Raw genomic sequence first — 10,743 nt, 5'->3', positions numbered from 1 at the left:
GCTGGTGCCACTGAGGCTGCGGTGGCGATCGCGTAGTCCGTGAAGGCCTCCTTCACTACCTTGAGGGTAGGCAAGGAGGCCTTCACGGACCGGGACCGAGGTCAGCCGGAGCGGCGCCGCCAGGTGCGATAGCTCCACTCCAGGAACCGTTCCACCCCGCGCACCACATGGGCGCTGCGGATCGAGGGGAAGACGTCGAAGGCGTGCTGCGCGCCGGAGATCTCCGCGTACGCGACCTCACGCTGGGACTTGTCCCGCAGGCGCCGCACGAATTCGCGCGCCTCGCCCACCGGCACCAGCGAGTCGTGGACGCCGTGGATGACGAAGAACGGCGGCGCGTCCTCGGTGATGCGGTCGAGCGGGGACGCCGCGATGTAGTCGTCGAGGAAGTTCACCGGATCCCGGTCCGCCTCGAAGACGTGCCGGGCGATGAGCGTCTTCAGCCGGGTTTGGCTGGAGCGCCGTCCGCTGGTCGCGGCGAAGTCGTACACACCGTAGTGCGGGGCGCACGCCTGGATGCTCGTGTCGGCTTCGGTGAAGCCGGGCTGCAGCGCGGGGTCGTTGGCGGTCAGTGCCAGCAGCGCGGCGAGATGCCCGCCCGCGGATCCGCCGGTGACGGCGACGAAGGACGGGTCGCCGCCGTAGGTCTCCGCGTTGTCCCGGATCCAGGCCAGCGCGCGTTTCGCGGCGACGATGTGCGCGGGCCAGCGGGCGGCGGGGGAGAGCGGGTAGTTGATCGCGACGCAGATCCAGCCGCGTTTGGCCATGTGCAGCATCAGCGGCAGGCCCTGCTGGTCCTTGTTGCCGATCACCCAGGCGCCGCCGTGCACCTGCAACAGGATCGGCGCGCCGGTGACCGGTTCACGCGGGGCGTAGATGTCCAGCAGGAACCGTTTCCCGCCGGGCGCGTAGGCGACGTTGCGTGTCCGCCGGACCTCGGGGTCGCGCATGCGGAACGGCATGGCCAGCTGGCCCCACGGCGTCGCGAGGTCGGTCGGGCTCGGCGGGTGTTCGAGTTCGTCGGCGTACGCGTCACCGATGCCTTCGGTCAGCGCGGTCTCGATCTCGTCGCGCGCCCGCTGGGACTGCGCGATCAGCGTGCCGAGTCCGGCCGCCGACGCCGCCGCGAGGGCGAGCCCCGTTTTGCTCGACGCGCCGCGGTGCCGGGCGACGTGCGCCGCCGCGTCGGCCGCGGTGAGCGCGAGCAGATGCGGGGCGAGCTCCCCGGTGAGCCAGCCCGCGAAGAACGCCGGGACCGCCGTCCGGGCCCCTCTCGGTGGCTTCAGCGCGTTCGCGGTGAGCGCGAGCTGGAGTGCCTGGCGGACGACGAAACTCGGCTGCATGGCCACCGATCCTACCGCCGGGTGACCGCCTAGAACGGGTTGCAAAGTTCACTTAAGGTGATTCTCATGCAGAGATTGAGTGGTCTGGACGCGAGTTTTCTGTACCTGGAGACACCGGCCCAGGTACTGCACGTGTGCGGGCTGCTCACCTTGGACGGTTCGACCATGCCCGGCGGCTACGATTTCGAGCGCTTCAAGGAGAAACTGGCCGAACGGGTCGAGCTGATCCCGGCGTTCCGGCGCAAGCTGCACAATCCACTCTGGAATCTGGCGCATCCGGTCTGGGTGGAGGACGAGGACTTCGACCTCGAAGCCCACGTTCACCGCATCGGCGTACCGGCGCCCGGCGACCGGCGGGAACTGGCCGGACTCTGCGCCCACATCGCGGGACAACGCCTGGACCGCGCGCAGCCGCTCTGGCAGTTGTACGTCATCGAAGGCCTGGCCGACGGCGGGATCGCGGTCCTGCTGAAGATGCACCACGCCAGCGTCGACGGGGTCGGCGGCGCCAGCCTGATCGCCTCGCTCGCCGGGCTCGAACCGGACGCCCCGCCGCCGGAGACCACCCAGGACGAACGCCGCAACGCGGGCGTTCCCGGCAGGCGAGCGCTGTTCGGCGCGGGGCTGACGTCGTTCGCGAAACGTCCGGTCGAGGTGGCGAAACTGCTGCCCGGCCTGCTCGAACTCGTGCCGAGATGGCTGGGCAAAGCGTTGCAGGGCAAGGGAATGCCGGTCCCATTCACGGCGCCGCGGACGTCGTTCAACGGGACGATCACCGCGCACCGCAGCGTCGCCTACGCCTCTCTCGACCTCGACGACGTCAAGCGGGTCAAGAACGCCTTCGGGGTGACCGTCAACGACGTCGTCCTCGCCGTGGTCGCCGGCGCCCTGCGGCAGTTCCTGCGGGATCGGGGTGAACTGCCGGAGGATCCGCTGGTGGCGACCGTTCCGGTGTCGGTGCACGGACGCACCGAGCGCGAGCACGGGATCAACAAGGTCTCGGCGTTCTTCGCGTCGCTGCCCACCCATCTGGAGGATCCCGCCGCGCGCGTGTTCATGCTGGCGGAGTCGAATCGGCTGTCCAAGGACCATCACCACGACATCGACGCGGACATGCTGCAGGACTGGGCGCAGTTCTCGGCGGCGACCATGTTCGGGCTCGCGGTCCGCGCGTATTCCGCGCTGCGCCTGGCCGAACGGCATCCGGTGGTGCACAACCTGGTCGTCTCCAACGTGCCCGGCCCGCCGATGCCGCTGTACCTGCTGGGCTGCCGGATCACCGGGCTCCACCCGCTCGGCCCGGTGTTCCACGGCGCCGGGCTCAACATCACCGTGCTGTCCAACGCGGGCAGGGTCGACGTCGGCCTGCTCGGCGCCCGCGAACTCACCGGTGACCTGTGGCCGCTCGCCGACCATTTCGCCGACGCGCTCGCGGAACTGATCGAGGCCACCTCCTAGATCCTCCCCCTTGCCGTCGCGGCTCCTTCCGGATAAGACTAGAACAGGTTTCAATATTGTGCCCGTTCGCCCCGGTGAGGAGCCAGTGTGGACTTCCAGTTCGACGAGACGCAGACCGAGGTCACCGCGCTGGCCGCGCGTGTGCTCGGCAAGGAGCGTGAGCCCGCGGACACGTGGCGCGCGCTGGCCGACGCCGGTTTGCTCGCCCTGGCGCTGCCCGCCGAACTCGGCGGCGACGGCCTCGGTGTCGCCGAAGTCGCCTTGGTGCTGACCGAACTCGGCCGGGTCGCCTCGCCGTCGCCCGCGCTGGCGTCGCTGGCCTTCGGTGTCCTGCCGGTCACCGCGCTCGGCGGACCGGATCAGCGTTCGGCGCTGCTCCCGCCGGTCGCCGCGGGCGACTCCGTGCTCACCGCCGCGCTGAACGAACCTTCCGCGCCGTTCACCACCAGGCCCGCGACCGTCGCGGAATCGGCGGGGGACTGGCGGCTGAGCGGGGTCAAGGTCGGCGTGCCGTTCGCGGCGGAGGCGACCCGGATCCTGACGCCCGCCTCGCTGCCCGGCGGCACCGGCGTCTTCCTCGTCGATCCGCGCGCGGACGGCGTGACCCTGACGCCGACGAGAACCTCTTCCGGCACACCGGACTACACGATGACGCTGGATTCGGTGACCGTCACCGACGCCGATCTCCTCAACGGGCACGGCCCCGGCGAGTCGATCGCGACGCTGCACCGGTTCGCGCTTGCGGGTGCCGTGGCGTTCGGCGACGGGCTGCTCGCCGGCGCGCTCGCGCTGACCACGAAACATGTCGGCGAACGGGAACAGTTCGGGCGCCCGCTGGCGGCGTTCCAGGCGGTGGCGCAACAGATCGCGGACGTCTACGTCGCTTCGAGGACGGTCCAGCTGGCCGCGCGGTCGGCGGTCTGGCGGCTCGCGACGGGGCTCGACGCCGACGCGGAACTCGACATCGCGGCCTATTGGCTGGCGGAGGAGGCGCCTGCGGCGCTGGCCGTCTGCCATCACCTGCACGGCGGGATCGGCGTGGACGAAACGTATCCGCTGCACCGGTTCTCGTCGGCGGTCAAGGATCTGGGACGAACGCTCGGCGGCGCCTCGTATCGGCTGGCCGGTCTGGGCGAACTGGTGGCGGGGTGAACCGATGCTGATCGAATTGACCGCGGCGCAACACGAGTTGCGCTCCGAACTGCGAAAGTACTTCGCCGGGCTGGTGAGCCCGGACGAGCGGCGCGCGATGCTGCGGGAGCGGCACGGGCCGGTGTACCGCGAGATCGTGCGCCGGATGGGCCGCGACGGATGGCTCGGGGTCGGCTGGCCGGAACAGTACGGCGGCCGGGGTTTCGGCGAGATCGAGCAGCACATCTTCGTCGACGAGGCCGCCCGTGCCGACGTCCAGCTGCCGTCGGTGACCCTGCAGACCGTCGGCCCCACGTTGCAGGCGTTCGGCACCGAGGAGCAGAAATCCCTGTTCCTGCCCAAGATCCTCGCGGGCGAGGTGCATTTCGCTATCGGGTACACCGAACCCGAGGCGGGAACGGACCTGGCGGCATTGCGCACGACAGCGGTGCGCGAAGGGGACGAGTACGTCGTCAACGGCCAGAAGATCTTCACCACCGGCGGGCACGACGCCGACTACATCTGGCTGGCCGTGCGCACCGATCCCGAAGCGCCCAGGCACAAGGGGATCTCGATCCTCATCATGGACACCCGCGACCCGGGCTACTCGTGGACGCCGATCATCACCTGCGACGGCGCCCACCACGTGAACGCCACCTACTACTCGGACGTCCGGGTGCCCGCGAACATGCTGGTGGGCAAGGAGAACGAGGGCTGGCGGCTGATCACCACGCAGCTGAACCACGAACGCGTCATGCTCGGCCCCGCCGGGCGGATCGGCGGTCTCCACGACCGGGTCCGCGAGTGGGCGGCGTCGAGGAAGACCCCGGACGGGACACCTCTGCTCCAGCTGCCCGACGTCCGGGCCGTACTCGCGGAAACCCTGGCGACCGCCCGCATCAACGAACTGCTGAACTGGCAGGTCGCGGCGTCGTCGGCGACCGGACCGGTGGCGGTGGCCGACGCGTCGGCCACGAAGATCCTCGGCTCCGAGCGCATCCAGGGGCTGACCAGGAAACTGGAGGAGATCGTGGCGCGACACGGCGATCAGGCCGACACCGAAACCGCGGACCTGGCGCGGTGGCTGGACGTGGTGGCCAAACGCAATCTGGTGCTGACCTTCGGCGGCGGCGTCAGCGAGATCCAGCGCGAGCTGATCGCCACCGCCGGGCTCGGCCTGCCGAGGGTGCCGCGATGAGCATCCAGGAAGCGGCCGAACGCATCGCCGCGCGCGGGGAATCCGCGCCGAGGGCCGCACGTGACGCGGTCAACCAGGCGATGGTGAACAACTGGGTCGAAGCCATCGGCGACCGCAATCCCGTGTACGTCGACGAGGAGTTCGCCGCCGCGAGTGTCCACAAGGGACTCGTCGCGCCGCCCGCGATGGCGCAGGTGTGGACGATGGGCGGGCTGCACTGGACCAGGGCGTCGGACGATCCGCTCGGCGCGATGATGGAGGTGCTCGACGAGGCCGGGTTCACCTCGGTCGTCGCGACGAACTCCGAGCAGAACTACTTCCGGTATCTGCGGCACGGCGAACGGGTCGCCGCGACCGCGAAACTCGAAAGCGTCGTCGGGCCCAAACGCACCGCGCTGGGCGAAGGCTGGTTCGTGACGACGAAGACCACCTGGTACGTCGGCGACGAGGCCGTCGCGGACATGGTGTTCCGGGTGCTGAAGTTCCGTCCGCCGGGCGCCGAGCCCGCCAAGACCGCCGCGCCCGTGCTGCGGCCGGTGATCAGCAAGGACACCGAGTTCTTCTGGGCCGGTCTGCGGGAAGGGGAACTGCGGATCCAGCGCTGGGGCGAGACCCTGCGGCATCCGCCCGGACCCATGCCGCCGGACGGGGACTTCGACGCCAAGCCGGACTACGTCGTCGCGTGCGGCCGCGGAACGGTCTACAGCTACGTGGTGCACCACCATCCGAAGGTCCCCGGCAAGGATCTGCCGTTCGTGGTCGCGCTCGTCGAACTGGAGGAGGGCGTCCGGGTGATGGGCGAGCTGCTCGACGTCGATCCCGAGACAGTCCATATCGGACTTCCGGTGGAAGCGGCCTTCGTGAAGATCGACGAGGAACTGACGTTGCCCGCTTGGAGGGTCGCGCGATGAAGGACTGTTCGGTCGGCACCGAGCTGCCGCCGCTGACGATCGAGGCCACCCCGACCTTCGTGGTGAGCACCGCGCTGGCGACGCGCGACTTCCAGGACGTCCACCACGATCGCGACGCCGCCGTCCAGCGCGGCTCGAAGGACATCTTCCTCAACATCCTCACCGACACCGGCCTGGTGCAACGGTTCGTGACCGACTGGGCGGGCCCGGAGGCGTTCGTGCGGTCGATCAAGATCCGGCTCGGCGTACCTTGCTACGCCTACGACACACTGACCTTCACCGGCCGGGTCACCGAACGGGACGGCGACGACGTAGTGATCGCGGTGTCCGGTGTGGACAGTCTCGGCGAACATGTGGTGGGCACCGTGGCGATCACGTTGGGAGGCGAGTGATGACCCTCTCCGGACGGGCGGCCATCGCCGGGATCGGCGCGACGGAGTTCTCGAAGGATTCCGGGCGCAGTGAGCTGCGGCTGGCGGCGGAAGCGGTTTCGAGCGCGCTGAAGGACGCCGGGCTCACTCCGTCCGATGTGGACGGACTGGTGTCGTTCACCATGGATGGCAACAGCGAGATCGCCGTCGCGCGGGAACTCGGCATTCCGGAGCTCAAGTTCTTCAGCCGGATCCACTACGGCGGCGGGGCCGCGGCCGCGACCGTGCAGCAGGCCGCGATGGCCGTCGCGACCGGGGTCGCGGACGTGGTCGTCGCGTACCGGGCGTTCAACGAACGGTCCGGGATGCGGTTCGGGCAGGTGTCCTCGGCCGCGGCGGGGCAGGTGAACTCGTCCGGCGTCGACAACGCGTTCCACTACCCGATGGGTATCGCGACGCCGGCCGCGACCGTCGCCATGCTCGCCCGGCGCTACATGCACGAGTACGGCGCGACCAGCGAGGATTTCGGCCGGGTGGCCGTCGTCGACCGCGCCCGCGCGGCGACCAACCCGCGGGCGTGGTTCTACGGCAAGCCGATCACGCTCGAAGAGCATCAGGCCTCCCGCTGGGTCGCCGAACCGTTGCATCTGCTGGACTGCTGCCAGGAGAGCGACGGCGGGGTCGCCCTGGTGATCGTCAGCGCCGAGCGGGCGCGCGACCTGCCGCACCGGCCCGCCGTGATCGCGGCGGCGGCACAGGGGAGCGGGCCGGACCAGTACGTGATGACCAGCTACTACCGCGACGATCTCCCGGCGCTGCCCGAAATGGGGGTCGTGGGGCGGCAGTTGTGGGAGCAGTCCGGGCTGGGCCCTGGCGACATGGACCTCGCCGTGCTGTACGACCACTTCACCCCTTATGTCCTGATGCAGCTGGAAGAACTCGGCTTCTGCGGGAAGGGCGAGGCCAAGGACTTCATCGGCGGCGGCACCCTGGAACTCGACGGGAAGCTCCCGCTCAACCCGCACGGCGGGCAGCTGGGGGAGGCCTACATCCACGGGATGAACGGGATCGCCGAAGGGGTCCGGCAGCTCCGGGGCGACGCCGTCAACCAGGTCGACGGGGCCGCGCGGGTGCTGGTGACCGCCGGCACCGGCGTGCCCACGAGCGGACTGGTCCTGACCGCGGGCTGAGATCACCTCAATGCCCGATGGTGTACTAGAGCGCCACCTGCCACGGTGAAGGGGTTACCGGCCGGGAGGTGCCATGTCTGGACCAATCGTCGTCGCGTGGACCCTGACCGCGGTGTTCGCGGCGCTCGTCCTGCCCTGCGTGCTGAGACTCGTCCGGCTGGACTACGGCAGGCAGGGCGCGGCGGTCCGCAACGGCGACCTGGCCGAACTGCTCCTCGTCGTCGCCATGGTCGCGATGCTGTCGCCGGTGGGCGGCCCGATCCCGGCGGCGGGCTGGCAGGCGGTGCTGGCGCTGACCGCGGGGTGGTTCGCCGTCTCGTGGTGGAAGGGGCGGCGCTCCGGGCACTCGTCGTGCGGGCATCACGCCGTGTCCGCCGTCGCGATGCTGTTCATGGTGACGTTCATGCCGCACAGCGAGGTGTCCCACGGGCCGTGGCTGGTGATGTCCGGCCCCGGCGGCACTTCCGCGCTGTGGCTTTCGCTGCTGTTCGGCGCCGTGGCCGCGTATTTCGCGGCGGACGCCGTGCGCGCCGGGGTGCTGGCGTCGCGGGGCGCCACGGCCTCCGGTCAGACGTCGCGGCGGGTGTGCCGGGTGATCATGGGGCTCGGCATGGGCTACATGCTGCTGGGTGCGGCCGTTTAGGGGCGGGAGCCGTCGCGCGTGTTGCGAAAGCCACTTTCGCAACACTCAACGTTGCGAAAGTGGCTTTCGCAACGGCCGTCGGAAGCCGGTGCCGAAGTCCTGGATGAAGTGCCGGTTCTAGGGGCGTAAGTGGTGAGCCGGGCTGGAAGACGTGTCGCGAAAGCCACTTTCGAGACATCTAAGGTCGCGAAAGTGGCTTTCGCGCCCTCGCCACGCGGCGGTCGTGGGCGATCGGACCGCTTGAAGCAGATGTCCTGCGGCGGTCTAGGAACCGAGCGGCACGCGCCGCACGACACCGGCCTCCGCGGCACCCGCGTCCGGCAAACCGCCGGCCGGGTTCTCCGCGGCCCACTTGCGCGCGTCGGCGATGTCCTTGTTGAGCGCGACGATCAGCGCCTCCGACGACGGGTACGCCTCCTGCTCGCGCAGGTGGTGGCCCAGCCATACGGTCAGCACCTCGCCGTAGAGGTCGCCGCTGAAGTCCAGCAGATGCGCCTCGACGAGCCGGTATCCGTCCGCGCCGTAGTAGGTCGGCCGCCTGCCGACCGAGACCGCGGCCGCGATCCGGGTGCCGTCGGCGCGTTCGGCCCAGCCCGCCCACACTCCGTCGCCGACCTGGCCGTCCTGGTCGCGCAGCGCGATGTTGGCGGTCGGGAAACCCAGTTCCCTGCCCCGCTGATCGCCCTTCTCCACCTGGCCACGGACCACGAAGTACTCCGTCGTCATGCCGCTCCCGTCCCTGCCGTCACGAGAGCCATGAATACCATGCCTCGCGGCCGGGGTCGACCGCCGTTCACGACCCGGGAGTGTCCACTGTGTACTCGGTCACGTGATGACAAGCCGATAGCCGAGGTCGAGTTCCGTCCGGCCGAGCAGCCCGACGTGGTGCCGGTGCCAGTGCCCGTCCGCGAGATCGGCGCGCAGCCGCTCGACGGCCGTCGCGACGACGTTCTGATCCAGCAGGGCCACGCCGGACATCCCCGCGCGCACGCGCTCGGACAGGTACGCCTCCGGCCTGCGCCAATACGCGCCGAGGAATCCGTCGACGCAGTCCGACGGCACCGGCAGCGGCGCCACCGTGGGCGCCGAACCCGCCTCGGTCAGTTCTGCGACGATCCGGTCGAGGCAGGCCAGCCTGCTCTCGTGTTCGGCGATCTCCGGCAGGTAGTCCCGCACCAGCCAGAACCGCGCGAACACCGCCTGGTCCCAGGTCACGATCACCTGGCGGCGGGAGACGCGCCGCAACTCGGCCAACCCTGCGGTCACGTCCGTCCAGTGGTGCACGGTGAGCACGGCCAGGGCGACGTCGAAGGCGCCGTCGGCGAAGGGCAGGCCTTCCGCGCACGCCTGGACGGCGGGCGCCGCCGTGGCGGGACGCTGCGCGATCATCCGCCGTGACGGCTCGACGGCCACCACGTCGCGGTCTTCCGGCTCGTAGGAACCGGCTCCCGCCCCGACGTTGACCACCGAGCGCGCGTCGCCGAGGGCCGCGGTGATGGCGGCGGCGACGCGGGGATCCGGCCGTCTCGATCGCGCGTAGTCCCGGCCGAGTTCGGCATACGGGTCCGAGATCAAGGGGCGCACCCGGCCGAGTCTAGCCAGGTGCGCTACCTGCGGGAACGATGATTCAGTCTGTCGTGGTCAAGAAAGTGTCGGAAAGGACGGGCGCGTCGTCCCGGTCCGGCGCCGTGGTCGCGATCAGCAGCCCGGCGGGCTCGCGCCAGACCCGGGTCCGCAGCGGCTCGCCGGGGAAGACGACACCGGCGAACTTGGCCGAGAACGACGCGACGCGGGCGGTGTCGCCGTCGAGGCACGCGTCGGTGACCGCCTTCGCGACGACGCCGTAGGTGCACAGGCCGTGCAGGATCGGCCTGTCGAACCCGGCCGCCGCGGCGAACGCGGGGTCGGCGTGCAGGGGGTTGCGGTCCCCGCAGAGCCGGTAGAGCAGCGCCTGTTGCGGCAGCGTCGGGGTGTCGATGACGGCGTCCGGCTCCCGCGACGGGGGTTCGGCCCGGTCGGACGGGCCGCGTTCGCCGCCGAAACCTCCTTCACCACGGGCGAAGATGCTCGACCGCAGTGTCCACAGTGGAGTGCCGTCCGAGTCGGTGGCGATCGTCTCGTTCACGATCACGGCCGCCTTGCCCTTGTCGAAGACGTCGACGATCCGCGTCCGCGCCACGGCCTTCCCCGAGACCGGGAGGGGCCGGTGCGCGATGACTTCCTGCTTGCCGTGCAGCACTTTCCCGAGGTCGACCTCGACGCCGGGGAACGAGACCGCGGGCGGCTCGAACACACGCAGGTTCGCCGCCACGGTGGCGAACGTCGGCAGCACCTGGAGGCCGTCTTCGTAGGTGTAGCGCAGTTCGCGCGGGCTCATCGGGTCCGCGCCGGCGCCCAGCGCCAGATGGTAGAGCTGCACGTCGGAGGCGGTCCAGGCGAAACTCACCTCGCCGAGGTCGGCGCCGATCGCGACCGAAGGATCGATGGGCACGGGGGAC

At 70.3% G+C, this 10,743-nt stretch carries 11 protein-coding genes; 7 read left to right on the top strand and 4 right to left on the bottom strand.

The genetic code is table 11. The features are described from left to right. Nucleotides 1-101: 101 nt before the first annotated feature. On the bottom strand, nucleotides 102-1,343 hold the full coding sequence (locus DMC64_RS32285) for an alpha/beta hydrolase (protein WP_125736554.1): 1,242 nt from the start codon (nucleotides 1,341-1,343) through the stop codon (nucleotides 102-104). Between the two features lie 66 nt (nucleotides 1,344-1,409). On the opposite strand from DMC64_RS32285, the gene DMC64_RS32280 reads away from it, so the two are divergent. The 7 genes from DMC64_RS32280 to DMC64_RS32250 all read left to right on the top strand — a co-directional run bounded on the left by DMC64_RS32280 (nucleotide 1,410) and on the right by DMC64_RS32250 (nucleotide 8,245). Continuing rightward, the gene (locus tag DMC64_RS32280; protein WP_125736553.1) at nucleotides 1,410-2,801 is read left to right on the top strand and encodes a wax ester/triacylglycerol synthase family O-acyltransferase; all 1,392 of its coding nucleotides are present in this window, start codon (nucleotides 1,410-1,412) and stop codon (nucleotides 2,799-2,801) included. Nucleotides 2,802-2,888: 87 nt separating this feature from the next. Then, a complete protein-coding gene (locus DMC64_RS32275; RefSeq protein ID WP_125736552.1) occupies nucleotides 2,889-3,953 on the top strand; it encodes an acyl-CoA dehydrogenase family protein in 1,065 nt (354 codons plus the stop codon). A gap of 4 nt (nucleotides 3,954-3,957) precedes the next feature. Further along, nucleotides 3,958-5,130: an acyl-CoA dehydrogenase family protein gene (locus DMC64_RS32270; protein ID WP_125736551.1), complete on the top strand. Its 1,173-nt coding sequence runs from the start codon at nucleotides 3,958-3,960 to the stop codon at nucleotides 5,128-5,130. Further along, the gene (locus DMC64_RS32265; RefSeq protein ID WP_125736550.1) at nucleotides 5,127-6,041 is read left to right on the top strand and encodes a bifunctional MaoC family dehydratase N-terminal/OB-fold nucleic acid binding domain-containing protein; all 915 of its coding nucleotides are present in this window, start codon (nucleotides 5,127-5,129) and stop codon (nucleotides 6,039-6,041) included. Before DMC64_RS32270 ends, DMC64_RS32265 begins: the two co-directional genes overlap by 4 nt. After that, nucleotides 6,038-6,433: a MaoC family dehydratase gene (locus DMC64_RS32260; RefSeq protein WP_037343547.1), complete on the top strand. Its 396-nt coding sequence runs from the start codon at nucleotides 6,038-6,040 to the stop codon at nucleotides 6,431-6,433. The genes DMC64_RS32265 and DMC64_RS32260 overlap by 4 nt, the downstream gene beginning before the upstream one ends. Further along, on the top strand, nucleotides 6,433-7,602 hold the full coding sequence (locus tag DMC64_RS32255) for a lipid-transfer protein (RefSeq protein WP_037343549.1): 1,170 nt from the start codon (nucleotides 6,433-6,435) through the stop codon (nucleotides 7,600-7,602). The genes DMC64_RS32260 and DMC64_RS32255 overlap by 1 nt, the downstream gene beginning before the upstream one ends. A 73-nt stretch (nucleotides 7,603-7,675) precedes the next feature. Next, nucleotides 7,676-8,245 carry a DUF5134 domain-containing protein gene (locus DMC64_RS32250; RefSeq protein ID WP_125736549.1) on the top strand — a complete coding sequence of 190 codons (570 nt, stop codon included), beginning with the start codon at nucleotides 7,676-7,678 and terminating at the stop codon, nucleotides 8,243-8,245. Between the two features lie 264 nt (nucleotides 8,246-8,509). Here the strand turns inward: DMC64_RS32250 and DMC64_RS32245 are convergent, their stop codons facing one another. From DMC64_RS32245 to DMC64_RS32235, 3 genes are all read right to left on the bottom strand, one after another. Further along, complete coding sequence (locus tag DMC64_RS32245) at nucleotides 8,510-8,971, bottom strand: riboflavin kinase (protein WP_037343555.1); 462 nt, start codon at nucleotides 8,969-8,971, stop codon at nucleotides 8,510-8,512. 99 nt (nucleotides 8,972-9,070) lie between these two features. After that, nucleotides 9,071-9,820 (bottom strand): class I SAM-dependent methyltransferase, encoded by a 750-nt coding sequence (locus DMC64_RS32240; RefSeq protein WP_125736622.1) that lies wholly within the window; start codon nucleotides 9,818-9,820, stop codon nucleotides 9,071-9,073. A 52-nt stretch (nucleotides 9,821-9,872) separates the two neighbouring features. Next, nucleotides 9,873-10,736 carry a MaoC/PaaZ C-terminal domain-containing protein gene (locus DMC64_RS32235; RefSeq protein ID WP_125736548.1) on the bottom strand — a complete coding sequence of 288 codons (864 nt, stop codon included), beginning with the start codon at nucleotides 10,734-10,736 and terminating at the stop codon, nucleotides 9,873-9,875. Between the last annotated feature and the right edge of the window lie 7 nt (nucleotides 10,737-10,743).

It is taken from the genome of Amycolatopsis sp. WAC 04197 (assembly GCF_003947475.1).
Taxonomy (GTDB): Bacteria; Actinomycetota; Actinomycetes; order Mycobacteriales; family Pseudonocardiaceae; genus Amycolatopsis; species Amycolatopsis japonica.
Note: the sequence above shows the minus strand (reverse complement) of the source record. Positions and strands in the feature narration are given on the sequence as shown.

Coding starts and splice junctions, on each gene's coding strand:
- DMC64_RS32250 (WP_125736549.1), top strand. CDS start 7,676: ATGTCTGGACCAATCGTCGTCGCGTGGACCCTGACCGCGGTGTTCGCG.
- DMC64_RS32255 (WP_037343549.1), top strand. CDS start 6,433: ATGACCCTCTCCGGACGGGCGGCCATCGCCGGGATCGGCGCGACGGAG.
- DMC64_RS32280 (WP_125736553.1), top strand. CDS start 1,410: ATGCAGAGATTGAGTGGTCTGGACGCGAGTTTTCTGTACCTGGAGACA.
- DMC64_RS32245 (WP_037343555.1), bottom strand. CDS start 8,971: ATGACGACGGAGTACTTCGTGGTCCGTGGCCAGGTGGAGAAGGGCGAT.
- DMC64_RS32270 (WP_125736551.1), top strand. CDS start 3,958: ATGCTGATCGAATTGACCGCGGCGCAACACGAGTTGCGCTCCGAACTG.
- DMC64_RS32285 (WP_125736554.1), bottom strand. CDS start 1,343: ATGCAGCCGAGTTTCGTCGTCCGCCAGGCACTCCAGCTCGCGCTCACC.
- DMC64_RS32260 (WP_037343547.1), top strand. CDS start 6,038: ATGAAGGACTGTTCGGTCGGCACCGAGCTGCCGCCGCTGACGATCGAG.
- DMC64_RS32265 (WP_125736550.1), top strand. CDS start 5,127: ATGAGCATCCAGGAAGCGGCCGAACGCATCGCCGCGCGCGGGGAATCC.